At 69.0% G+C, this 23270-nt stretch carries 20 protein-coding genes; 14 read left to right on the forward strand and 6 right to left on the reverse strand.

The window, feature by feature from the left end:
* Positions 1 to 84: 84 nt before the first annotated feature.
* Positions 85 to 816 carry a class I SAM-dependent methyltransferase gene (locus KBX39_RS02300; protein WP_209961770.1) on the reverse strand — a complete coding sequence of 244 codons (732 nt, stop codon included), beginning with the start codon at positions 814 to 816 and terminating at the stop codon, positions 85 to 87.
* Between the two features lie 79 nt (positions 817 to 895).
* Between KBX39_RS02300 and KBX39_RS02305 the strand changes: the two genes are divergently transcribed.
* Positions 896 to 1363, forward strand: coding sequence for a hypothetical protein (locus KBX39_RS02305; protein WP_312245626.1), 468 nt, complete (start codon positions 896 to 898; stop codon positions 1361 to 1363).
* A gap of 471 nt (positions 1364 to 1834) precedes the next feature.
* On the opposite strand, the gene KBX39_RS02310 is transcribed toward KBX39_RS02305, so the two are convergent.
* Both KBX39_RS02310 and KBX39_RS02315 read right to left on the reverse strand, forming a co-directional pair.
* The gene (locus tag KBX39_RS02310) at positions 1835 to 3520 is read right to left on the reverse strand and encodes a DUF6119 family protein (protein WP_210868953.1); all 1686 of its coding nucleotides are present in this window, start codon (positions 3518 to 3520) and stop codon (positions 1835 to 1837) included.
* 102 nt (positions 3521 to 3622) lie between these two features.
* Positions 3623 to 4195: a DUF4352 domain-containing protein gene (locus tag KBX39_RS02315; RefSeq protein ID WP_210868955.1), complete on the reverse strand. Its 573-nt coding sequence runs from the start codon at positions 4193 to 4195 to the stop codon at positions 3623 to 3625.
* Positions 4196 to 4294: 99 nt separating this feature from the next.
* Here KBX39_RS02315 and KBX39_RS02320 point away from each other — a divergent pair, with 99 nt between their 5' ends.
* The 7 genes from KBX39_RS02320 to KBX39_RS02350 all read left to right on the forward strand — a co-directional run bounded on the left by KBX39_RS02320 (position 4295) and on the right by KBX39_RS02350 (position 15304).
* Positions 4295 to 6196 carry an N-6 DNA methylase gene (locus tag KBX39_RS02320; protein WP_210868957.1) on the forward strand — a complete coding sequence of 634 codons (1902 nt, stop codon included), beginning with the start codon at positions 4295 to 4297 and terminating at the stop codon, positions 6194 to 6196.
* A 211-nt stretch (positions 6197 to 6407) separates the two neighbouring features.
* A complete protein-coding gene (locus tag KBX39_RS02325; RefSeq protein ID WP_312245630.1) occupies positions 6408 to 8369 on the forward strand; it encodes a class I SAM-dependent DNA methyltransferase in 1962 nt (653 codons plus the stop codon).
* Positions 8366 to 9550, forward strand: coding sequence for a restriction endonuclease subunit S (locus KBX39_RS02330; protein WP_210868961.1), 1185 nt, complete (start codon positions 8366 to 8368; stop codon positions 9548 to 9550). Before KBX39_RS02325 ends, KBX39_RS02330 begins: the two co-directional genes overlap by 4 nt.
* A gap of 65 nt (positions 9551 to 9615) precedes the next feature.
* The gene (locus KBX39_RS02335; RefSeq protein ID WP_247659803.1) at positions 9616 to 12594 is read left to right on the forward strand and encodes a type I restriction endonuclease subunit R; all 2979 of its coding nucleotides are present in this window, start codon (positions 9616 to 9618) and stop codon (positions 12592 to 12594) included.
* Between the two features lie 29 nt (positions 12595 to 12623).
* Complete coding sequence (locus KBX39_RS02340) at positions 12624 to 13406, forward strand: hypothetical protein (protein WP_210868966.1); 783 nt, start codon at positions 12624 to 12626, stop codon at positions 13404 to 13406.
* A gap of 46 nt (positions 13407 to 13452) precedes the next feature.
* Positions 13453 to 15072 (forward strand): serine/threonine-protein kinase, encoded by a 1620-nt coding sequence (locus KBX39_RS02345; protein WP_210868968.1) that lies wholly within the window; start codon positions 13453 to 13455, stop codon positions 15070 to 15072.
* Positions 15053 to 15304: a hypothetical protein gene (locus KBX39_RS02350; RefSeq protein WP_210868970.1), complete on the forward strand. Its 252-nt coding sequence runs from the start codon at positions 15053 to 15055 to the stop codon at positions 15302 to 15304. Before KBX39_RS02345 ends, KBX39_RS02350 begins: the two co-directional genes overlap by 20 nt.
* Before the next feature lie 265 nt (positions 15305 to 15569).
* On the opposite strand, the gene KBX39_RS02355 is transcribed toward KBX39_RS02350, so the two are convergent.
* Both KBX39_RS02355 and KBX39_RS02360 read right to left on the reverse strand, forming a co-directional pair.
* Positions 15570 to 15797 (reverse strand): DUF397 domain-containing protein, encoded by a 228-nt coding sequence (locus tag KBX39_RS02355; protein ID WP_210868972.1) that lies wholly within the window; start codon positions 15795 to 15797, stop codon positions 15570 to 15572.
* Positions 15790 to 16677 (reverse strand): helix-turn-helix transcriptional regulator, encoded by an 888-nt coding sequence (locus tag KBX39_RS02360; RefSeq protein WP_210868974.1) that lies wholly within the window; start codon positions 16675 to 16677, stop codon positions 15790 to 15792. Before KBX39_RS02360 ends, KBX39_RS02355 begins: the two co-directional genes overlap by 8 nt.
* A 322-nt stretch (positions 16678 to 16999) precedes the next feature.
* On the opposite strand from KBX39_RS02360, the gene KBX39_RS02365 reads away from it, so the two are divergent.
* The 6 genes from KBX39_RS02365 (at position 17000) to KBX39_RS02390 (ending at position 22993) form a co-directional block, all read left to right on the forward strand.
* Positions 17000 to 17281, forward strand: a complete 282-nt coding sequence (locus KBX39_RS02365; protein ID WP_210868976.1) for a DivIVA domain-containing protein — start codon at positions 17000 to 17002, stop codon at positions 17279 to 17281.
* The gene (locus KBX39_RS02370; RefSeq protein ID WP_210868978.1) at positions 17278 to 17529 is read left to right on the forward strand and encodes a hypothetical protein; all 252 of its coding nucleotides are present in this window, start codon (positions 17278 to 17280) and stop codon (positions 17527 to 17529) included. The genes KBX39_RS02365 and KBX39_RS02370 overlap by 4 nt, the downstream gene beginning before the upstream one ends.
* A gap of 153 nt (positions 17530 to 17682) precedes the next feature.
* Positions 17683 to 18180 carry a hypothetical protein gene (locus tag KBX39_RS02375; RefSeq protein ID WP_247659804.1) on the forward strand — a complete coding sequence of 166 codons (498 nt, stop codon included), beginning with the start codon at positions 17683 to 17685 and terminating at the stop codon, positions 18178 to 18180.
* A gap of 141 nt (positions 18181 to 18321) precedes the next feature.
* Positions 18322 to 18912 carry an SAVMC3_10250 family protein gene (locus tag KBX39_RS02380; protein ID WP_210868981.1) on the forward strand — a complete coding sequence of 197 codons (591 nt, stop codon included), beginning with the start codon at positions 18322 to 18324 and terminating at the stop codon, positions 18910 to 18912.
* Positions 18913 to 18921: 9 nt separating this feature from the next.
* On the forward strand, positions 18922 to 22377 hold the full coding sequence (locus tag KBX39_RS02385; RefSeq protein ID WP_210868982.1) for a serine/threonine-protein kinase: 3456 nt from the start codon (positions 18922 to 18924) through the stop codon (positions 22375 to 22377).
* Positions 22378 to 22381: 4 nt separating this feature from the next.
* Positions 22382 to 22993, forward strand: coding sequence for a hypothetical protein (locus KBX39_RS02390; protein ID WP_210868984.1), 612 nt, complete (start codon positions 22382 to 22384; stop codon positions 22991 to 22993).
* Between the two features lies 1 nt (position 22994).
* Here KBX39_RS02390 and KBX39_RS02395 read toward each other — a convergent pair.
* Positions 22995 to 23270: response regulator transcription factor (locus KBX39_RS02395; RefSeq protein WP_210868986.1), on the reverse strand; the 276-nt coding region annotated here is incomplete at its 5' end.

Below are 23270 nucleotides of genomic sequence, written 5' to 3' on the forward strand. Positions count from 1 at the left end.
CCCGGGGTGTGCGCGCCGGCGCTCGACGGCGCGCCGACGACCGTCCACTGACGATGATCCATCGCTCCACCCTAACCGCGTGTTTCAGCGCAGCACGAGCAGATCGAGGGCGTCGACGACCGGACCGTCGACCGTCCTTGCTGCCTCGCGTAGCCGCTGGATGCCGGCGGCGTACTCCGCATCGGTGATGAGCTGAAGCGGCGTGTGCGCCTCCCGGCGCAGGCCGGCCGCCGCCTCCCGCAGCGAGGGTGCGGTGACCTGCGGGACCGCCTCGACCGCCGCGGTGGCGAAGCCGGCGGCGGCGAAGGCGGCCCCGACGTCGGCGATGCTCGGGTACGTGTCCAGCACGCGGACCGCCTCCGGGAAGTAGTCGAACAGCGTGATCGCCTCGTGCCTACCGGCGAACGCGGACCGGATGAGCACCGGGGCGCCGGGACGCAGCACCCGGCGCAGCTCGCGTGCCGTCGCGGCCAGGTCGGGCACGTGGTGGATGACCGTGGACAGCCAGGCGCCGTCGACACTGCCGCCGGCCAGAGGGAGGTGCCCGGCGTCGCCTGCGACGAGCGGCGCGAACACACAGCGGGCGCGCATCGCCGCCGACGGCTCGACGGCGACCACCTCGACGCCGGGAAACCAGTCGATGAACGCGCGTGCCCAGCTACCCGTCCCGGCACCCAGGTCGAGCAGTCGCATCCCGGAGCGCGGGGTGAGATGCCGGGCGACGGCGGCCCGCCAGGCCGTGAGACCGTCGTCGGTGAGGTGCCGGGTCTCGGCGAACGCCTCGGCGTCAGCGTCGTGGTACGCAATGCGGGCCATACTCGACAGCCAACTCCCCGGCGGGCCGCCGAGGCAAGACACTGTGACGGATCGGGCTCGGCTTCGGAGAGGGGCAGGGGTGCGATATCGGATCCACTTCGAGGCCGAGCTGCCGGCGGACGCCCTCCGCCGGTTCCTGCTGACGGAGTACGGCGTCGCGCCGGAGAGCGTGTACGTCGGTCGGGTCGAGGACCGCGCCGTCGACGACCCGCGCCCGGTGGCGATGCTCACCCCGCCCGACGCGGACGAGGGATTCGGCTGGATCCTCACCGGCGACACCGAACTGGCCGCCGCCACCGACCACGGCGAGCGTGATCTCGCGGTCACCCTCGCCCGCGAGTTCGGCGTACGGGCGCTCGTCGACGACGGCAGCATCCACCCCGACCGGTGGCTGCTGGTCAGCACCGACGGCAGCAGCGGCCGGGTGCTGACCGACTCCGACACCGCCGCCGACGGGGACCTGCGGATTGTGCACGCGCTCGAACCGATCAGCGGGGAGCCGCAGCTCGCCGTCGTACCGCCGCCGGACTGGGCCCGCGACTGGTGACCCGGCGGGTCCACCGTCCGGTCGCGTACGCGATGCCACCCGTGCGGCGCCGCCGCCTGGCGCCAGTCCTGGCGACGACCGGCGCGGGCACCGCCGTCCACTGGACGGGCAGGCCGTGGCCGGGTGACGGATCGGGTTGCGGGGGACGGATTGTGCCGTGTTCCTCGGCGAGCCGGACGGCGTTGTCGAGGAGTTGCCCGGCCGAGGTGAGCCGGCCGTAGTGAGCCGCGGCGAGCGCGAGTGTGACCGCGTCGCCGACGCGCCGGCACGGCGGGCAGGCGATGTGGACGACGCACCGGCGAAGCGGAAGCGCGCGCTCGTGCAGGGCAGCGGGGAGCAGGCTCAGGGCGTGGCGGAACTCGTCGGGTCGCATCGTTCCTCCTGGGTGGTCGATGGCGCGGCGGCAGGCAGGGGTGACCGGCCCGGAGGGTGCGCGGTGCGCCGGGCGGTCGGATCCGGAAGCGGTGCCGGTCAGGCGGGTGGGATGGCGACGACCTCGACGTCGACGCCCTCCGTGCGCAGCGTCTTCACCGCCTGGTAGAGCGCGACCTGCGCGAACGTGAACAGCGATTCCGCGGTGACGGTGCGGCCGGCACTCAGGGCGATGGCGTAGACCACGGTGCGCGGGCGGAAGTCCTCGGGCAGGTCCGGCCCGCCCGGCTGCGCGCGCACCAGGTCGCGGAATCGGTTACGCGCCTGCTTGTCGTAGCGCAACGCGTCGAACGACGTGACGCCCTGCGCGAAGAGGTGACTGAGCGGCGAGCTGCCCGATGCCCGCTTGACGTGGATCAGCTCACCGTTCGGTCCGAGCAGGTCGCACGCCTCGATCCCCCGGGGATGCTGCCGGGTGCGGAGGAGCTTCTTGTCCAGCAGCACCAGGCCCGGGTGCTTCTTTGCTGCCTCGCGGTTGTAGCAGTCCTCGTTCGCCAGCTCCTCTGTCCACGGCGGCAACACGACGCTGGCCGGCCGGTTCAGGATGCGGGTCACCTCCTGGCGCAGGAACTCGCGGTGGCGGTCGCCGATCTCGTACCACTGCCCCTCGTGCAGCAGCATGTGGCTGCCGCCGACGGCGACCTCGGCGGTGATCCACCGGGACACCGGCGTCGATGCCATCTCCTCGGTACCGGCGGCGTCGGCGTAGAGCGTCAGCGTGCCATTGCGCAGCCCGGTCCACCGGTCACCGTCGAGGGCGTGGACGGTGTGCGACAGGACGGTCGACAGGTCCAGGTCCGTGGTCAGGATCGGGCGTCGCCCGGACCGGGGCACGCGGACCCGGTACGAACCGACGTGCTCGACGTCGGCCACCAGGCTGCCCGGCACCGCCACGCCGAGATCCGGAGGGTCGGGCAGGCCCAGCCGCCGGTCGAGAACCTCGACCAGCGCCGGGTGCCGAGAGTCGTTGGGGCGCAGCGGCCGGATCTGCTCGATGAACTCCAGGTCGGCGAGCGGCGACTCCTGCCGGCACACCCGGTCGATCTCCCGCAGATCGGCGAGCAGCCGCTCGGGGGAGACGCCGAGAGGGATGCGCAGCGCGTCGCTGCCTTCGACCCTCACCGCAGCGCGCGCACCTTGGCACGCGGTCAGGTTCGGGTTGTCGACGCGGCCGGACACCTGGCCGACGATCTCCCCCCACTTGTCGATGCCGTACCTCCAGATGGGCTGGCCACCCGGAACCATGCTGCGGTCCACCCGGCCGCTGGCACCCACCACCCGGCGGCGAACCTGGCGGATGTCAGCGGGCTGAAGCGTCCGCACGGCGAAGGAGACGCCGAACGTCGGGTCTGTCTTCTCCGGCTCGATCATGAACCGGCCCAGGGTGCCGAAGGTCAGGGCGTATGCCCGGTCGTCCACCGCCAGCAGCAGGGCGCCGCCGCCGCTGCTGTAGCCGATGGTCACGTCGGTGCCGACCAGGCCGGACAGGACACCGCACCACTCGGCCCGGTCGCGGGGCGCGCTGCCGTGCACCAGCAGCGCCGGTGCGTCGAGGACGCGATGCGGGGTGGGCTCGAAGCCGTGCCGCCGCAGGTAGCCCAGGTTGAGCGCGGCGCATAGGCCGTCGTCCGTGGCCGGAACGGTGAGCCGGTAGACAGTCGTCGGGTAGGTGCCGGGCGGCGACTGGCGGTCGCGGCCGTCGTCCGGGTTGTTCGCACTGCGCATGTCGATCTCCTCGCGTAGAGAATCGGGCTGGCGGTGGTGCGGTGGGATAGCGCCGGGGCGGGGTTCGCGGATCCCGCCCCGGCCGGCGCAGGTCAGCTCAGCTCAGCTCAGGGAGACGGTGACGCCGCCGGAGAACGGCGAGTCGTGCAGCTCGAGCTTGGCGAGCTTGACGTTCTTCGGGATGTCGAAGACGACCACGCCGGTGACCTGGTTGCCGGGGTTGATGTCGTTGAGGAACGTCTCGGCGTTCTTGTTGGCGTAGATGGCGGCCGAACCGTCGGCGGAGTACTCGGTGCCGTTGGCCGCGTACGCCTTCTGGCTGCTGCCGTCGAACATCTGCGACTCCTTGCCGATGTTCTTCACGTTGAGCGTGACCAGGCAGAACTGGCCCTGGGCCTTGGCGCCGAACGTCGACGTGCCGACCTTGCTGACGCCGCACTTGGCGGACTTGACGGTGAACTCGAACTTGCCGTCGCGGGCCGGCTGGCCGATCTTCGCGGTCTTCGGCTTGTCGCCGCTCTTGCCGGCGTCCGCCTTGCCGCCGTCGGTGTCGCCGGCGGCCACCTCGGTGCCGGCGTCCGCCTTGCTGCCGGTGGCGTCGTCGGTGGTGCCAGCACCGCAGCCCAGGGCGACGAGGGCGCCGGCGATCAGGGCGAGCGTGGTGGTCTTGCGCATCGTTGTCCTCCTGCTGTGAACGTGGCGGCGTCAATAAGAGCATCATATGTGAACGCTGTCAACAAGCATGATGCTTGACAGGTGTGACACACTCCGAACGTGCAGGAGACACCGACAATCACCGCAGCGGAGATCGCCCGGCTCGCCGGTGTCGGCCGGGCCGCCGTCAGCAACTGGCGCAAACGACACGGGGACTTCCCCGAGCCGGTCGGCGGCAGCGCCACCAGTCCCGAGTTCGACCTCGCCCAGGTCGAGCGCTGGCTGCACGCCCAGGGCAAACTCCCGGAACTCACCACCGCCGACCGGCTCTGGCGACACCTCGCCGCAGCCGGCACCTCACCGGCCGCCGGGCTCGCCGCCGTCGGCGCCCGGCTTCTCACCCGGCAACGCGGCCAACGCCCCACCCGCCCGGCGGACCCGCAGCTGAAGGCGCTGGCACCGGACATCGACGCGCTCGCCGACGAACTCGGACCGCAGGGCGCCTTCGACGCGCTCTGGCAACGCTTCTCCGCCCCCGGACCGGCTCGCCCGCACGCCACCCCTGACGACATCGCCGACCTGATGGCCGGGCTCGCCGCCGTAGCCGGCGGCTCCGTCCTCGACCCCGCCGCCGGCACCGGCGCCACACTGCGCGCCGCCGTCCGCGCCGGCTGCACCTCCGCGTACGGACAGGAACTCGATCCCGATCTCGCCCGGATGGCCGGACTGTGGCTGGCGCTGCGCGACGTACCGGGCGAGGTGACCACCGGCGATTCGCTGCGCGCCGACGACTACTCCGGACGCACATTCGACGCGGTCGTCTGCCACCCACCCTTCGGCGCCAGCAACTGGGGCGACGAGGAACTCGGCCACGACCCCCGCTGGATCGTCGGCACCACCCCACGTACCGAACCGGAGCTGGCCTGGGTCCAGCACGCGCTCGCCCACCTGCGACCGGGCGGCCACGCCGTACTCCTCATGCCGCCCGCCGTGGCCGGCCGACGCCCCGGCCGCCGCATCCGCGCCGAACTGCTGCGCCGCGGCGTGCTACGCGCCGTCATCGCGCTGCCGCCGGGGGCGGCCGCGCCGCACGGCGTACCCCTGCACCTGTGGGTGCTGCGCCGCCCACCGGCCGACGCGCCGCCACCGGCGCGGACGCTGCTCGTCGACGCCGCCACCGGCGACCACACCCGGATCCTCGACACCTGGCGGTTCTTCGCCAACGACGGCGAGATCGACGAGCCCGGCTACGCCCGCGCCGTCCCGGTCATCGAACTGCTCGACGAGGAGATCGACCTCACCCCCGCGCGTCGTCAGCCCGCCGTCGCGGGCGAGGCGACAGGCGAACATCTGGTACGCACACGCGAGCGCCTCGCCGCCGTCGTCGCCGACCTGCCCACGCTGATGCCGCAGGTCACGCTCGTAGCCGACGAGGGCCAGGGGGAGTTCCTCACGGTCGGTGAACTGGTTCGGGCCGGCGCGTTGCAGCTCCTCGGGCCGATCCGGGGTGCTTCCGGCGACGAGGGTGAGCTTGCCGGTGACGGCCGGCCGGTGCTGACCGTGCCGGACGTGCTGGGCGGCGGTGAGCCCTCAGGGCGGGATGACGGGCGGCTCGGGCAGGAGATCGCCCTGGCCGCAGGGGACGTGGTGGTGCCGATGATCGCGCGGCAGCTCGTCGCGCAGGTGGTGACGGCGGAGGGTGCGCTGTTGGGGCGCAACCTGTATCTGCTGCGGCCGAATCCGGCGGCGCTGGATTCGTGGTTCCTGGCCGGGCAGTTGCGGACGTCGACGAATGAGCGGCAGGCGTCGAGTTTGTCGGGGACGCTGCGGTTCGACGTGCGGCGGGCGCAGGTGCGGCGGGTGTCGCGGGAGGAGCAGGGGCGGTACGGGGAGGCGTTCCGGCGGCTGCACGCGTTCGAGTCGGCACTGCGGCAGGCGGCGATGCTCGGGGCGGAGCTGGTGCAGCTAACCGCCGACGGGTTGGCCCGCGGCGCGGTCTGCCCCACGGGTGGGCCAGGGTGATTCCCCGGCGGACATTCCTTCCGTCAGATATCCGACGCGGGGGCGGCGCTTCGGTGACAGATGCGGAAGCCTGCGGGCCGGTGGCCCGCCGTGCATCCTCCGCCTGAAACGACACGCTGACGCTCGGTTGATCGTTTCGGCCGAGTGGGCGACTACAACGATGCAGGACGGCAGTGATACTGCTTGTCTTAAGGCAATCGAAAGGAAACTGGTGAGCACCAAGCACCAAGAGTTGGCCAACTTCATCTGGTCCGTGGCCGACCTGCTCCGCGGCGACTACAAGCAGTCCGAGTACGGACGAGTGATCCTCCCGTTGACAGTGTTGCGACGGCTGGACTGCGTGCTGGAGCCGACGAAGGACGCGGTGCTCGCCCGGCACCAGCAGCTCAAGGACGCCGGCGTGCAGAACATGGACCCGGTGCTGCGGAGGGCAGCCGGGCTGTCGTTCTACAACACCAGTGAGATGTCTTTCCGCAAGCTGCTTGGCGACCAGGACCACGTCGCGCTCAACCTGCGCGCCTACATCGGCGGGTTCTCGCCGGGCGCTGTCGACGTGCTGGACAAGTACGGCTTCGACGCCCAGATCAGCCGCCTCGCCGAGGCCGGCCTGCTCTACCAGGTGGTCGCTAAGTTCGCCGACATCGACCTGCACCCGGACGTCGTGTCCAACCACCAGATGGGCTACGTCTTCGAGGAGTTGATCCGCCGCTTCTCGGAAATCAGCAACGAGACCGCCGGTGAGCACTTCACCCCGCGCGAGGTCATCCGGCTGATGGTCAACCTGCTGCTGGCTCCCGACGAGGACGACCTCGTCACCCCCGGCATTGTCCGGAAGATCTACGACCCGGCGTGCGGCACCGGCGGCATGCTCACCGAGGCCCAGGAGCACATTCAGGCTCACAACCCGCACGCCACCGTCGAGGTGTACGGGCAGGAGCTCAACGGCGAGACGTACGCGATCTGCCGCTCCGACATGTCGCTCAAGGGCGGCGACCCGACGAAGATCGCCTTCGGGAACTCGTTCAACCAGGACGGCCACGAGGGCGAGCGGTTCGACTACATGCTCGCCAACCCGCCGTTCGGCGTGGAGTGGAAGAAGGTCGAGAAGTTCGTCAAGGACGAGGCGGCCCGGGGACATGCCGGCCGCTTCGGCGCCGGACTGCCCCGGATCAACGACGGCTCGCTGCTCTTCCTCCAGCACATGATCTCGAAGATGAAGCGCCCCGAGGACGGCGGCAGCCGCCTCGCTATCGTCTTCAACGGCTCGCCGTTGTTCACCGGCGCCGCCGGGTCGGGGGAGTCGGAGATCCGCCGCTGGATCCTGGAGAACGACCTCCTGGAGGGCATCGTCGCGCTGCCCGATCAGCTCTTCTACAACACCGGCATCTCCACGTACTTCTGGATCCTCACCAACCGCAAGGAGCAGGCTCGTCGTCGGAAGGTCGTGCTGCTCGACGGCCGCGACTACTGGACCAAGATGCGCAAGAGCCTCGGCGACAAGCGCAAGATGCTCACCGATGAGCACATCGCCGAGCTGACCCGGGCGTACGTGAACGCACTGTCCATCGCGGACGACCCCGAGCACCCGCAGCACGCCAAGGTGAAAGTTTTCAAGACCACCGACTTCGGCTACCAGCGGATCACCGTCGAGCGGCCGCTGCGGCTGCGCTTTGAGGTCACCGAGGAGACGGTTGCGCTGCTCGCGGAGGCGAAGGCGGTCCTCAAGTACGCGGAGCGGGAGTCGCTGCTGGCGGCGGCGAAGTCGCTGATCGGTACATCGTCCGCGACGCGGGCCGATTTCGCGATGAAGCTGAACGGGCTGGGCAAGCTGCCAGCGGCGGTGGAGAAGGCGGTGTGGGAGGCGTTCTCGGTCAGTGACCCGGAGGGCGAGGTGCAGACCGACCGCAAGGGCAACCCGCTGCCGGACCCCGACCTGCGGGACAACGAAAACGTGCCGCTGGACGAGGACATCCACGACTACCTCAAGAGCGAAGTTATGCCTCACGTCCCCGACGCCTGGATCGACGAGCCCAGGACCAAGGTCGGGTACGAGATTCCATTCACCCGTCACTTCTACGTCTACACGCCCCCGCGTCCTCTCGCGGAGATCGACGCCGAGATCAGGTCGCTTGAGGCGGAAATTCAGGCGCTGTTGGGTGAGGTTGCACGGTGAAATCTGTCCGACTGAAGGCCGTCGTCCGGAACTGCGTGGAGAAGTCGGACGGTACCCCGAAGCCGTTTATCGGGCTGGAGGATGTTTCGCCCGGAACGGGCACTCTTCTTGTTTCTGGGTCGCCCCTCAAGGCGGCAGAGGACAGTGTTCTGCATCAGCCCGGTGATGTGCTTTTCAGCAAGCTCCGGCCATACCTTGCCAAGTCGTACCTGGCGTCGGTGCCCGGTACGGCGACGGGTGAAATGCTCGTGTTGCGCCCTGGGCGAGAGGTTGACGCGCGGTTCCTCCTCTACGTAACCCTGTCCGCTCCCTGGTTAGACTGGGCGAATACAACTTCCTACGGGGCAAAGATGCCTCGGACGTCGTGGGACGCGCTGGGGGAATACCGGATCCTGTTGCCGTCTCTTGAGGAGCAGAGGCGCATCGCGAACTTCCTGGACGAGCAACTCGCCCGACTGGACCGGGTCATCGCCCTCCGTCAACGGCAAATCGAGCTTGAGGTTGAACGGTTCGAAGAATTTCGGGAATCCGTGGTGGAAGGTGACAGCGGCAGACTCCGTCCGCCACTCCTTAACTTCATTGATCAAGCGCGACCAGTAAACTATGGTGTCTTGATGCCCGGGCCCCGACTCGAAGAGGGGGTTCCTCTCATAGAGGCGGGCGACATTATGCGTGGTCCTATTTCTTTGGCGCGACTGCGGCGTGCTGATCCCGCAATCGAAGCTGAATTCAAGAGGTCGCGCCTCCGCGAGGGTGACCTGGTAATGGCTATTCGTGGGAGCGTTGGTCGTGTTCAGATTGTTCCCCGCGGCGCTGCGGTTCTGAACGTAACCCGCGATGCCGCGCGAATTTCTCTTGACTCCAAGGTTGCCCTCGGTTCCTACATTCGCCATGCGCTGAGCACTCGACGGGCGCAGGATTGGCTGCGGATTCGGATCACAGGGTCTGCTGTGACTGGGGTCAATATCGCAGACCTGCGGAAGGTGCCTATTGTGGTGCCGGATTTGACCAATCAGCGCGCATGGGCAGAGGAGCTTGATAAGGCTGAGGATTATCTAACAGGGCTTAATCAGCTTATGCTTCGAGGGCGGTCACTGTTGGTCGAGCGGAAGCGGGCGCTAATAACGGCAGCGGTCGTGGGACAGATCGACGTGACGGCAGCGCGGGGGACGGTCGTATGAATTTTGTACATCAGGAGCAGTCGTTTGAGGCAGCTATTCAGGGGGCGCTGCTTGGCTCGGGGTGGATGCGTGTAGCATCCAGCAACTACGACTGGCAAGTCGGGCTGGACGCTGCTGAGTTGTTCGCCTTCGTCGGTGCGACCCAGGTGGACGAGTGGGCGAAGCTGCTTGCGTATCACGGGAACGATCCGGACGTGGCGCAGCGGCAGTTCATCCAGCACCTGGCCAAGCAGATCGACGAGCGCGGGCCACTCGATGTCCTCCGACGAGGCGTCAAGGACAAGGGCGTGCTCATCCGGCTTGCCTACTTCAAGCCCGCCCACGCCATCACTGACGACGCGCTCAAGCTCTACCGCGCCAATCGCCTCACCGTCACCCGCCAGCTCGCGTACTCGACCAGCAACAACAACACCCTCGACCTGGTCCTCTTCGTCAACGGCATCCCTCTCGCCACTGCCGAGCTGAAGAACCCGCTCACCGGCCAGACCGTCGAGGACGCCAAGGAGCAGTACCGCAAGACCCGCGACCCGAAGGAACTGATCTTCGCCGGGCGTACCCTCGTGCACTTCGCCGTCGACCCCGACCTGGTCTTCGTCACGACGAAGCTCGCGGGGGAGAAGACCCGGTTCCTGCCGTTCAACACCGGATCGAACGGGCCCGGCGTGTCCGGTGGCGCCGGCAACCCGCCGGCCACGGACAAGGGTTACCGCAGCTCCTACCTGTGGGAGCAGATCTGGCACCCGGACGTGTTCATGGACCTCGTCCGGCGATTCCTACATTACGACAAGGAGTCCAAGGCGCTGATCTTCCCGCGCTACCACCAGTGGCACGCGGTCATCCAGCTCACCGACCACGCGGCCCGCCACGGGTCGGGTCACAACTACCTGGTCATGCACTCGGCCGGGTCCGGGAAGTCGAACACCATCGCCTGGTTGGCGCACCGGCTGTCCAGCCTGCACACCGCGCCCGACATCACTAGGGACGGGCTGCGCCCCAACGTGCCGGTCTTCGACAAGGTCATCATCATCACGGACCGGGTCGTCCTCGACCGGCAGTTGCAGGACACCGTCTTCCAGTTCGAGCACGTGCCCGGCGTGGTGCAACGGATCGACAAGGACTCCGCGCAGCTCGCCGCCGCGCTTCAAGGTGAGACGGCCAAGGTCGTCATCACCACGATGCAGAAGTTCCCCTACGTGCTCAACCAGGTGCAGGGCCTCAAGGGGAAGCGGTTCGCGGTCATCGTCGACGAAGCGCACTCGTCGCAGTCCGGCGACTCGGCTGCCGCGCTGAAGAAGGTGCTGCTCAAGCTCGGCAGCGACGACGTCGACGAGTCGGGAGACCTGCTCACGGCGTCGGCGTTGGCCCGCGGCCGGCACGAGACGCTGTCGTACTTCGCGTTCACCGCCACCCCGAAGCCGAAGACGCTCGAACTGTTCGGCACGCCGCACCCGGTCACCGGCAACCCGCAACCGTTCCACACGTACTCGATGCGGCAGGCCATCGACGAGGGGTTCATCCTCGACGTGCTGCGCAACTACCTGACCTACAAGTCGTACTGGAAGCTCGCCAACGCCAACCCCGACGACCCGGAGGTCGACCCGAAGAAGGCCGGCGCCCAGCTCGCCCGCTTCGCCAGCCTGCACCCCACCATGCAGGCCCAGAAGGCGGAGATCATCGTCGAGCACTTCCGCAAGCACACCGCGCCGCGCCTCGGCGGGCGCGCCAAGGCCATGGTGGTCACCGGCTCCCGCGAGGCCGCCGTCCGTCTGCACACCGCCATCAAGAAGTACGTCGAGATGCAGGGCTACGTCGGCTGCGACTCCCTCGTGGCGTTCTCCGGCGACCTGGAGGTCGACGGCGTCGAGCACACCGAGGCGCGGATCAACGGCTTCGGCGAGGGTGAGCTCCCCGGCAAGTTCGGCTACACCGCCGCCGACGACAAGCACGCCGGTACGCCGAAGGCCAAGCAGGACACCGAGTACAAGATCCTGGTCGTCGCCGAGAAGTACCAGACCGGCTTCGACCAGCCGCTGCTCACCACCATGTACGTCGACAAGCTGCTCAAGAACGTCGCCGCGGTGCAGACCCTGTCGCGGCTCAACCGCACCCATCCGCTCAAGAGCCAGGGTGACGTGTTCGTTCTCGACTTCGTCAACGAGGCCGGCGACATCGCCGAGCAGTTCAAGCCGTACTTCGAAACCGCCGCCACCACGCCCACCGACCCGAACCTGCTCTACACCGCGCAGAACGCCGTCACGGGCTACCCGGTCCTCGCCGACTCGGAAATGCAGGCGTACGCCGAGGCACTGCTGGCGGCGGAGCGGAAGGCGACCACGGAGACCGGTCTCCAGCGGGCCCACGCCGCCCTCTACCGCTTCACCGAGCCGGCCGTCCAGCGCTTCAACGCCCTGGCCGCCGACGACCCGGAGGCCGCGGACGGCTTCCGGTCCGCGCTGCGCGACTACACCCGGATGTACGCGTTCCTCAGCCAGGTGGTGCCCTACCACGACGAGGACCTGGAGCGGCTCTACCTGTACGGACGGGCGCTGCTCAACCGGCTCCCGCGACGGCAGGACCCGTCCGTCGACATCGGCGAGGTGCAGCTGACCCACCTGCGGGTCAGCAAGACCGGTGAGCACGACGCCTCGCTGACCCCCGAAGGGGAACAGAAGCTGCCCGGCTTCGTCGGCGGTGGTGTCGGCTCGCAACACGACCCGGAGAAGGTCGCGCTCTCGGAACTTATCGACGTGTTCAACGACCGGTTCGGCATCGGCCTGGGCGAGGCGGACAAGGTTTGGGTCGAGCAGCAGATTGTCGCCCTGGCCGAGGACGGCACGCTGGAAGCCGCCGCGCTCGTCAACGACGAGAGCAACTTCGGCGTCGTCTGCGACAAGCGGATCGAGGACGTGATCCTGTCCCGTCACGACGACAACGGCAAGCTGATGCAGCGCTACCTCGACGACGAGAGCCTGCGGTCGCAGCTCAACCAGTTCGCACGCCGGCAGGCGTACCAGATGATCCGCCGCCGCAAGGGCATCGCCTGAGCCTTCGCACCTCGCCGAGAGGAGGACGGTTGTCCCCGTCCGAGCCCACCTTCCACCTCTGGATCGCCGTGGACGAGTCCCGGGTCATGACTGCGCTCACCCCGCTGAAAGTGACGCGCTCGCCACGTCGGCACAAGTGGGGCAGCATCACCGACCTGCGGGCGGTCCCAACCGCCCCGGAACCGTCTAAGGTTCCCGGCGTCGTCGTGCTCTGCACTATCGCGGTGCTCGTCTCCGCGGTGCTCTGCTTCTCCGGTGCGCCACTGCTGGTCATTCTGTTTCTGGTCGCGCTCCTGCTGGGCCTCGGGCTCGCCGGCATCACGGCGACGAAGCCGCCACCTCAGATCGAGGCGCCCGACCAGGCGGCCTTTCCGGCCCTGCACCACACCCTGACCGAGGCCGAGGACCGGGAAGACTTCCTCGACCTGGTGCAGTTGGCGGAGCGAGCCGGACGGGCGCTGCCCGAGGTGGGCCGTGTGATGGATGCGGCAGAGGGCGGGCAGATCCTGGCGCAGGCGCTATGGGAGGCGAGCGATGTGCTCAGCCGCCGGCAGCAGTTGCGTACTCAGATAGGGCGCCGGCAGCCTAGCCCGGCGGAGGACTCGACGAGCAGCGTGGGGAGGGCGCTCACCGAACAGCGGCAGCGCGTGACAACGCTGTGGGACGAGACGGAGGCGGAACTGACCCGGCTGCGTAACGCGCTCGAACTCGCTGCCGTGGCGGCCGAGAACGCGGCGCACGATCCCGGTGCGGACGACGCGGTCCGGGAGGCTTATCAGGAGTTGCTCGACATCTATGGGGAGCGGTACTAGCCGACGACTCGTCGGTGTCGTCTGACAGGGCTGCCGGGGGAGACGGATGCACGCGCAGGAACGAGTCGCGGATCGATACGAACTGACGTATCCGCTCGGTCATGGCGGCATGGGCGAGGTGTGGGCGGGCTTCGACGAGAAGCTGGACCGGCCGGTCGCCATCAAGTTCCTCCGTAAGCTCGCCATGTCCGAGAGCGAGCGCGACACCGCCATCGAGCGTTTCATCCGCGAGGCGCGCGTCACCGCCCGCCTTGACCACCCCGGCGTGCCGAGCGTCCACGATGTCGGTCACCACGGCGACGACCTCTACCTCGTCATGCAACTCGTGCCCGGTGTGCTTCTGTCTGAGCTGATCGCCGAGCGCGGCTGGCTCGCCGTTCCGTGGGCCGCCGCGATCGGCGCGCAGATCTGTTCGGTCCTCGCCGCTGCGCACGCCGCCTCCCTCGTCCATCGCGACCTCAAACCGCAGAACGTCATGGTCACCCCGGCCGGCGCGGTGAAGGTGCTCGACTTCGGCGTCGCGGCGCTCCTGGGGGCCGACGTGCCGCGGCTGACCACCACCGGCAGTACCCTCGGCACACCCACCTACATGGCCCCGGAGCAGGCGCTCAACAGCGCGGTCGGCCCTCGCGCCGACCTGTACGCCCTCGGCTGCGTCCTCTTCGAACTGCTCACCGGCAAGCCGCCGTACCGGGCCGACAATCCGCTCGGCATGCTGCACCGGCACATGAACGACCAGGTGCCGTCGGTGTTGGCGCACCGCGCCGGTGTGCCGGACGCCCTCGTGCAACTCGTCTTCGGGTTGCTCGCCAAGGACCCTCAGCACCGTCCCGGTTCGGCCGCCGAGGTGTACGAGATCCTGGCCCCGTTCGGCGCCGTCGAGCCAGAGCGGGCCGCGGACCTCGCGATGGCGGTAGCCGGTGGGCAGCGGGTCGACCCCACCATGCCGTACCGGTATCCGTTTGGCCCGCTCCCGCCCCGGACGCCGCTGCCATCCACGCGTGTCGACATCGCGCGGCCTCGCGCCGCGGTGGACGTCGTCGAGCCGCCGTCGCTCGACGAGTTGGCCGAGGTTGAGGAGCGCGCGTGGGCGCTTGCCGAGGAGGAGCGGTTCACCCAGGCAGCTGAACTGATCGAGACGGCCATTCGGCCGCTGAGAAAGGGGCATGAGGCCAAGCAGCCGCGGATCCTGGAGCTGCGGCTCAACCTCGCCAACCTCCACGTCCTCGCCGGGGCTTTCCGGCAGGCACTGCCCGAGTTTCAACAGCTCATCGTTGACCTGGCCCAGCGGCCCGCCCCGGATCAGGAGCTGATCTGGCAGTGCCGGCAGCAGGCGGCGGTCTGCCAGGCGGAGCTGGGCGAGGCGGCCGCAGCCCTGGCGGAATTGAGAGCTCTGTTGGCCGAGGAACAGCAGGCGATGGGACCAGACCAAGCCGAGTTGTTCCCACTACGTCAGCAGGTTGCGATGCTCGCCGCCAGCGTCGGTGACTTCGCTCAGGCCCGACTCGGACTGCAGAACCTGTGGCGGGACATCACTCGGTTGCACGGATCCGGGTCCGCCTCCGCCTCCGAGGTGGAGGCGCTGTTGACCCACTTGGACCGGCTGGAAGAGGCTGCCCTGAGGGCTGATCGGAGGGAGCAATTCAATGCGCAAGATCACGGTTGAGCTCGATGTCGATCCAGACCAGTACGCCGACATCGTCAACGCCATCTGGATGCAGATGAAGGCGATCGGGTGCGACTTCGCTGTCGTACCCGACGGACGGGCTGTGTCCGATGAACTCGACGAACGCTGGGATACCTACAGCAAGGTGTCATGGAAGAGCGGCGGTAGGAGGGGAACGCCACAGGCGGTCGCAGCGAAGACTCAAGGCTCAGGTGTTCCCAGGCAGGGCTGACGATGGCAAAGGGCATGGCTGGGATGGTGGCGCCTGGCAGACGATCGACATGTCGAGATGAAGTTCTGCAGGCAGCGAAGGACCTGGCTGCGCGGAGTTCCGACGGGACGTTCACGCCCGAGGAGGTCGTTCGGCTGCTGCTCGCGAGAGGTACCGCTTATGCGGAGAGCACGGTTCGCACGCATGTGATCTCCCGTATGTGCGTCAATGCTCCGGGGCACCACGCGCGCCGGTACGCGGATCTTGTACGGGACGAGAGGGGGCGTTACCGGCTCGCTCGACCTGGTGAACTGGGGACCGAGTGACCCTTCCCGATATTCAGGACGAAAGCAGACCAAGACTCGGCACTGAAGGTCAGAACGGGCCCAAGAGCGTCCTTGGAGTCTCGTACGGCGACGGTATCGGGAAGGTCGGTCAATACCTCGACGCAGTCGCCACCGTTGTCGCCGCTACGGGTGCTCTTGCGCCAACGAGCGCCGGTCAGATCAGTCATGCCGCATCTCCCCGATGATCCTCTTGATCATGTCTCTCGATTCTGCCTCACCGAATGCGAGAGCATCTACGCCCTTCCAGGTGTTCTCGTAGGCTGCCAGCTCGTCGGGCTTGTCCAGGTAGAGAGCGCCGGTGAGTGACTCGCTGTAGACGACGGAGGGCTCGGGCGCCGCTCGTCCGCCTTTCGTGGCGGGGAAGTCGAGGATGACGAAGGACCCGGCCACCGCGCCGGGATGCGGCCCGGCGGAAAGCGGCACCACGCGTACCGACACGTTCGGCAGTTCGGCGGTTCCTAGCAGGTGGCTGAGCTGGTCGACCATGACAGACATGCCGCTAACCGGCCGCCGGAGCACTGCCTCCGAGAGGACGGCCTCCAGTCGCGGGGGCGTTGGAAGGCGGCGGGTCAGCAGGGCTTGTCGCTGCATGCGCACCTCGACGGCACGTTCCCGCTCCTCCGTGCTCAGCCGGCTGCCCGGATGAAAGAGCCCGAGCGCGTACTCCCGAGTTTGGAGTAGACCGGGGATCAAGGATTCGTCGTAGCGGCGTAGGTGGGCAGCGGCGGACTCCAACCCCACGTACAGCTCGAACCAGCTCGGCACCGCGTCCCCGTACGCGTGCCACCATCCCTTCGACTTCGTCTCGGCCGCGAGCCCTCGCATTGCGTCGGTCATCTCCGCGGACACGCCGTACAGCTCGCACATCGCCTTGACGTCCAGCACCCGCACCGGCCCGAGGCCGCACTCGATGCGCCAGATCTTCTGCCGGCTGTACTCCAGCGCCTCGGCGGCGGCGTCGAGAGTCACGCCGGCCTCGTTGCGGAACTGGCGTAGCAGCCGGCCGAGCTGTCGGCGCGGCACGGTCGAGCCGATGTCTTCCGCCATTCGGGCACTCCCTGGTTCCATCCGGCAACAACGAGTGACGTAGCTCTGCAACGTTTACTCGTTTCCACGAAATAAGTCAATGCACACCCCAGAAATGCGCCCTTGGAACGTTGCGCGTCCACTGCGCACTGTCACAGGATGACTACCGGCGCGACGGCGTGGCGATCTCTTCGGCCCGGCCGCTGTGCTTGTCGATCGGTGATCCGTTGAGCAGCCCTGGTGCCGTACCGCTGAACGAAGCTGCGGTGTCAGGGCGGGGTGGGCACGCCGGCGTGGGACGGGCAGGCGAGCCCACCCCTTCCACAACAAGGAGGACAGTCCGATGAGCAACCGTAGCGATCGACTGGGGCGGGGTAGCGGGACGACCGCGTACCCCTCGCTGCTGCCGTGGCAGGTGCGCGAGCGCCGCTTCCCGCCCGCCCGGTTCGGGCGCCGCGGCCTCGACCCCGACGTGGTGTACGCCTACCTCGGCCGGGTCGCCGGCGACATGGCCTCGCTCCACGCCGAGATCACCAGGCATCGCCGGGAAACCCTGCGGATCAAGGTGGCGCTGCGGCGCTGGCAGTCCGAGCAGGCGCGGCTGGCGAACGGCGAGCGCCGGTGACCGGGCGCTGGGTCATTCATCTGCCGGTGACCGCTGCCGACCTGCCCGCCGCGCAGCGCCTGGCCCGCGTCGTGGCACGGTGGACCGGGGTGCTGCCGCAGGCCGACCCGGGTGAGACGACCGTGTCGGCCGAGGACGACCAGAACGTACGCCATCGGGTCTTCTGCGACCTGCTCATGCTCGGCGGCCGGCGGTGCCTGCTCCGCGCCGACCATGACGGCCCCTGCTCCCGCCGCGTCCATCGCTGACGCCCCTTTTCCCGGATGTCGCTGCTCGGTCTTGGCGCAGCAGGTCCGTCATCCCGCAGGCAGTCGCGTCAGATGCCTTAGAGATCAGTGGCTCGGCTAACGTGCTCAGCAGGGGAGGCGGTCGCGTTGGTGCAAGGAGGCGCCCGGTTCAAGATGGAAGGCCACAAGGTGCCGAAACGGGCGCCGCGACGAGTCGGCGGCAAGGGCGCTCCGCCGCCCAGCGCCACGGTGAAGCGTGAGTACCCGGTCTGGCGCGGCCCCTGGGGGATCCCGGCGCTGCGGGCCGGCGACGGCAGGAGGCCCGTATGGCTGTGGCTAGAGGATGAGGAGGTCCATGCCTCCCTCGTCCCGGTGGACGACACGCCGCCGCGTCGGCTGAGCCCCGCGGATGTCGCCCGACTCCTGCTCGCCGACCCGTCTTGGGCGATGCCGGCTATCCGTGCGCTGACCGGCGTCGCCGACGATGAGAAGGCGTTGGATTGCCTACGGAGTTGGCGTCAGGCCGGCCGGATCGCGGCCAACCTCAACGCCTCCGACCTGTCGGGCCGGCGGTTCGTGGAGGCGATGCGGAAACCCGACCGGAGCGACCCGGACGGTAGCATCGGCACGGTGTCGGGCGGCCTTCCGAGCATCAACAAACGCCGCCGGTGACACGTGGGCAGCTCATCTCCACAACCGCCCCCAATTCCGCGGCCCCACGCGGACAGCGATCATCGTCGATCAAGGGTCAGCGTCGCGAGCGTGCGCCACGTAGGGTGGGATTCGGACGTCTCCCCGTAACCGGAGTGCATCTTGAGCCTCAAGTACTACCTCTATCTGTCGCAGCTCAAGATCGGACTTCTGGCGGCACAGGTCGCCTCCTCCGCGCAGCACGAGACCGAGCTCGCCGTGGACCTGAAGATCGTCCGCTACAGCCGCAAGGCGGTGCTGCCCGAGCGCCACGACCTCGACAAGCTGGAGAAGGTCATCCGGCACCTGCAGGACGCCGACCAGATCGGCGCCGCGGACGAGGAACGCCCCTACGTCCAGGCCTGCCTGGAGATGCGCTGGCAGGTCTTCCCCACCGCCGGCATCGTGGTCTTCGCGGGGATGCTCGACGACCAGGTCATCGTCCTCGGCGGGTCGGCGTCGCACGTGGTCGGTGGAGGTGACGCCGAACCGGTCGGATCGGTCCCGCCGTACCTGTTCCGCAAGCTCCAGGAATTGCGAGCCGACCCGGGCGAGTTCGACGACGAGCGCTTCCACGAGTCGTTGGCGCAGATCGGGGCCGCGCTCCCCGGGCCGGCGCAACGGGTCGAGTTCGTCGCGAAGCGACTGGCCGAGAAGCCAGGCCCGGACGGCACGCTGCTGGGTAGCCCGATCTACGTGGCGCTCGTCGACTAGGGCCTCGGCGTGGACGCGGGGCAGGTCATCCGGTGGCGGCCGGGGGAGACCGTCCTCGACACGTTCCGCATCGAGGAGGTCGTCGAGACCGGCGGCACGGGGTTCGTCTACCGCGCCCATCACCTCGCCTGGGGCGTCGACCTCGCGGTGAAGACGCCGCGGCCCGACCTGGCCTCGGCGCCCGGGATCCTCGATCTGCTCGCCCAGGAGGCGCAGGCCTGGACCGACCTCGATCCCCATCCGAACGTGGTCGGCTGCAACTACGTGCAGCGCGTCGGCGCGTACCCGGTGATCTTCGCCGAATGGGTCGCGGGCGGTGACCTGACCGCGGCGGTCCGGGACGGGCGGTGCCGGAACCTCCGGCGAGCCCTGGACGTCGCGATCCAGATGCTGCGCGGCATCGGCCACGCGCACGCGGCAGGTCTGGTGCATCAGGACATCAAGCCCTCAAACGTCATGTACGACGGCGAGACGGCGAGGGTGACCGACTTCGGCACGGCCAAGGCGAAGGCGTCCGTCTCCGCGCCCCCGCAGGGTGGCGACGAGATTTCGTACGCGACGCTCGGCGGCTTCACACCGCAGTACTGCTCCCCGGAACAGGTCGATCCGGAGGGCCGGATCGGCCGGGCCAGCGACATGTGGTCCTGGGCGCTGACGGTGATCGAGCTGCTGCACGGGCGCCGGCTCTGGAAGTGGGGACACGACGGTACGGATGCGCTGACGACGCTGCGCGGTGATCTCCCGCGGCCGCTGCGCGACCTCCTGTCCGGCTGCCTGGTGCGCGACCCCCGGTCGAGGATCGGCGACATCGCCGAGGCGCAGGCCGTCCTGCTCAGCGTCTACGCGGACTGCGCGTCTGGTCCCTACCCGCGCCCCGACGAGGTGTCGCCGTCTCTCCAGGCCGACGGCTTGTCCAACAAGGCGCTGTCCCTGTGGGACCTCGGCGACCAACGCCGCGCGATCGAGATGTTCGAGCGGGCCAAGGCGATCGACCCGCACAACGTCCGCGTGGTCTACAACCACGGGCTCCTCAAATGGGCCGACGGCCTGGTCACCGACGAGATCCTCCTGTCGGAACTGCGAGCCACGGGCGACTCCTGGGAGGCGGACTACCTGGCCGCGATGGTGCACATGGAACGCGGTGACGGCGTCCTCGCGGCCCGGCACCTGGCTGAGGCGGACCGCAAGCATCCGGGATCGCCGGAGATCGCGGCCGCGCGGGAGCGCTGTGCCCGACTGGAACCGAGGGGCACGCTCGAGGTGTTCGGGCAGCTGTCCGGCCAGGTCGTCGCGATGGCCTGCGATCACGACGCGACACACGTGGTGGTGGCCGAGAGGTCAGGGCGGGTGCGGGTCTGGGACGCCTTCGCGGGCCGGGTGGTCGCGGAACTCGCCGCCTCCGGCCCGGCTCCCGTCGACGTCGCGATCGACCACGCCGGAGCGCGGATCCTCGTCTGCTACCAGGACTCCCGCGTCGAACGGTGGCTGCTCGCCGGCGGCACGGCCCACCTCGAAGGCCGGCTGGACGGAGGAACAGCCGTGGCGCTCAGCCCCGAGGGTGGCTTCGCGGCTGTGGGTACGGGCGACGGCCGCGTCCTCGTCTTCCGCACCGACGCGTGGAAGCCGGTCGCCGGCATCCGCCCCCACGACGGCACTGTCACCCGGGTGATCCTCGGCCCGGACGCCGAGGTCTGCGTCTCCGCCTCACTGGGTCGTCCCGGCTCCGCCGTCGACCACCGGGTGGAGCAGTGGTGGCCCCTGCGGGACACGAGGATGCGGGGGCTGCACATACCCGCCGACGAGATGGACGGCGACGGCCAGAAGGTCGCCCTGGCGCCGGACGGGTCGACCGTCCTGAGAACCGGCTACCAGTCCCTGACCGTGGTGGACATGCGGGTCTGGGACGAACCGCGACGGTGGGAGATCCCCTGGCTGACCGGATACCGCATGCTCGGCGTCTCCGGCCGGGCCGGCTGGGCTCTGCTCGACCCCGGGACCGGAGACCTTCAGGTCCTCGAACTCGCCATCCGCCGATGCGTCCGCACCTTCCCGAAGGACTGGGCGCGGGGCTCACGCCGCGACGCGACGGCGTTCAGCGGGGACTGCGGCTACGCCGTCATCGCCGAATCGCACGGCTACAGTGGCCAGACCTCGCTCTCCCGACTTCCCATGCCACTCAGCGGACACCTCGCTCCGCGGTCGTACGCGCCGCCCCGCCCGGTCGGTGCCCTCGCGCGCGACGAGCGGGCGTTCGACCAGGTCATGGAGCGCGTCGAGGCGATGATCGCGGCCGGAGAGGATCGGCGCGCAGCGGACGCGATCCGCGAGGCGCGTGCCGTTCCCGGCCACGAACGTCATCCGCGGCTACGCCGGGCCTCCAGGGCCCTGGGCCGGAACCTGCGGCGCACCGGATTGACCGGCATCTGGCTGGAGCAGGAGCTGTCCGATGTCATGCTCACCCGTGGCACCTTCGACATCGGCGCCTCCGGCCGGTTGTTCGCCTTCGCCGCCAATGTCGACGAGGTCGAGATCTTCGACCTGGAGACGCTGGAGAAGGCAGGCGGGGTCACCGAGCGGCGGAACCCCGCCACCAGCCTGTCCTTCGCCAGGGGCGGCCGGGACGTGATCATCGGCTACTCGGACGGATCGGTGGCCTGCCACGACACCACGACCTTCGAGCCCCGGTTCAAGGTCGCCGGCGCCCTGCCTCGCGACGACGGGAACACCACGCTCGACATCTCGGGCGACCTGTTGGCGGTCGGCTTCGGCCACGGGTTGGCGACGGTGTGGTCGCTGGAGGCGGCTGCCTGCGTCGCGACGGTCCGCACCGGACCCGGCACGATCGTCGGCGTCACGGCCGACGAGGCGTCCCGCTCGATCGCCGTGCAGCTGCGAACCCACGACACGGCCGCCGTGGAGGTCCGGTCGATGGACACCGGAAAGCCCGTGAAGACCTTTGCGGACGTCGACCCGCACACGGAGATCCGCTTCGCCTCCGGGATGCTGCTGCTGGCCGGGATGACCCGCCTGACCGCGTGGCGACCGGGTGACAGGCGCCCGTCGTACCAGCTCGACCGGGTCAAGCACAGCTCCTCGGCGGCGTTGGCCTTCACGGACTCCCGCCGGCTCGCCGTCATCGCCGGGCTGACCGGCTTCGTCGTATGGGACGCCGCGAGCGGAGAGCCGGTGTTCGACGGGAGGGCTCTCGACGACCCGACCGGAAGCCTCTCCGGGGTCGAGGAGGTGGTGGTCTCGCCCGACGGGAGGTTCGCGGTGGCCGGAGACCCGGGAGAGCAAACCGTCGACGTCTGGGACCTGCGCGCCGGACGCCGGATCCGCTCACTGCACGGTCACCACGCCCAGGTCACAGCGATACGCGCCGACGACGCGTTCGGCACCGTCGTCACCGGCGACCACCAGGGCAATGTCCGCATCTGGGGCCTCGATTGGGACTACGGAGAGTGATCCGATGACCGGACGCCGCCAGCGCGATGAACTGCGAGCCGCGTTCCTGGCCAACCGCGAGCGCGTCAGAACCTGGCTCGACGCCTGGGAGATTCCCGAAGTCGTGTGGACCGACGAGTTCAACGAGATCCCTCTGCCCTGGATCGTGCGGGAGCAGGACAGGGAGAGCTGGCTCAAGCACCACGCACCCTTCCTGGACGCGTACGACTGGTTTTTCGTCGGACGGCCGCTGACCCCAGGGGTCCGCGAGGTGCGGGCACTGTGGCACTTCGGGCCGGCACACCGGTTCGCGGAACTCGATCTGACGATCACCAGCGTCTGCGACCCCGAGTACCTGGCGGAGAAGCTGACCCTGGCGGTTCACCACGCCGGCTTGAAGGGCTGGCGTGACACGGACGCGCAGCCGCTCTATCAATGGCTCGTCGAGGGTGTGCACACGATGCCCCTCGGCAACGGCGTGCGGGGCAGCAACCGTTCAGGGTTCGTCCTGCTGCGTTTCACCCGCTTTCCGACCTCCGACGGCGACGTGATCGTGCGTCTGACCGCCGCGGAGACCGATCGCGCCCTGGACGGCTCACCTCTCGACGACGATGGTGTGTCGGTTCCTGGCGGGTAGATCAGGTGACCAGGCCGGTGCGGTACGCGTACACCACCGCCTGCACCCGGTCCCGCACGTCCAGCTTCGTGAGAATCCGCGACACGTACGTCTTCACCGTCTCCTGACTGATCACCAACCGCGCCGCGATCTCGCTGTTCGACAGCCCGTCGGCGATCAGCCGCAGCACCTCCAGCTCACGCGGCGTCAGCCCAACGTCCGCCGGCGTGCCCTCGGCCGGGCGGATCCGCGCCGCGTACCGGCCGACGAGCTGCCGCGTGACCTCCGGGGCGAGCAG

Origin of the sequence: Micromonospora sp. D75, assembly GCF_018070405.1 — a bacterium.
Taxonomy (GTDB): domain Bacteria; phylum Actinomycetota; class Actinomycetes; order Mycobacteriales; family Micromonosporaceae; genus Micromonospora; species Micromonospora chalcea.

Coding starts and splice junctions, on each gene's coding strand:
- KBX39_RS02300 (WP_209961770.1), bottom strand. CDS start 816: ATGGCCCGCATTGCGTACCACGACGCTGACGCCGAGGCGTTCGCCGAG.
- KBX39_RS02310 (WP_210868953.1), bottom strand. CDS start 3,520: ATGCGCAGTGCGAACAACCCGGACGACGGCCGCGACCGCCAGTCGCCG.
- KBX39_RS02315 (WP_210868955.1), bottom strand. CDS start 4,195: ATGCGCAAGACCACCACGCTCGCCCTGATCGCCGGCGCCCTCGTCGCC.
- KBX39_RS02335 (WP_247659803.1), top strand. CDS start 9,616: ATGCGTGTAGCATCCAGCAACTACGACTGGCAAGTCGGGCTGGACGCT.
- KBX39_RS02345 (WP_210868968.1), top strand. CDS start 13,453: ATGCACGCGCAGGAACGAGTCGCGGATCGATACGAACTGACGTATCCG.
- KBX39_RS02350 (WP_210868970.1), top strand. CDS start 15,053: ATGCGCAAGATCACGGTTGAGCTCGATGTCGATCCAGACCAGTACGCC.
- KBX39_RS02355 (WP_210868972.1), bottom strand. CDS start 15,797: ATGACTGATCTGACCGGCGCTCGTTGGCGCAAGAGCACCCGTAGCGGC.
- KBX39_RS02360 (WP_210868974.1), bottom strand. CDS start 16,677: ATGGCGGAAGACATCGGCTCGACCGTGCCGCGCCGACAGCTCGGCCGG.
- KBX39_RS02365 (WP_210868976.1), top strand. CDS start 17,000: ATGAGCAACCGTAGCGATCGACTGGGGCGGGGTAGCGGGACGACCGCG.
- KBX39_RS02375 (WP_247659804.1), top strand. CDS start 17,683: ATGGAAGGCCACAAGGTGCCGAAACGGGCGCCGCGACGAGTCGGCGGC.
- KBX39_RS02390 (WP_210868984.1), top strand. CDS start 22,382: ATGACCGGACGCCGCCAGCGCGATGAACTGCGAGCCGCGTTCCTGGCC.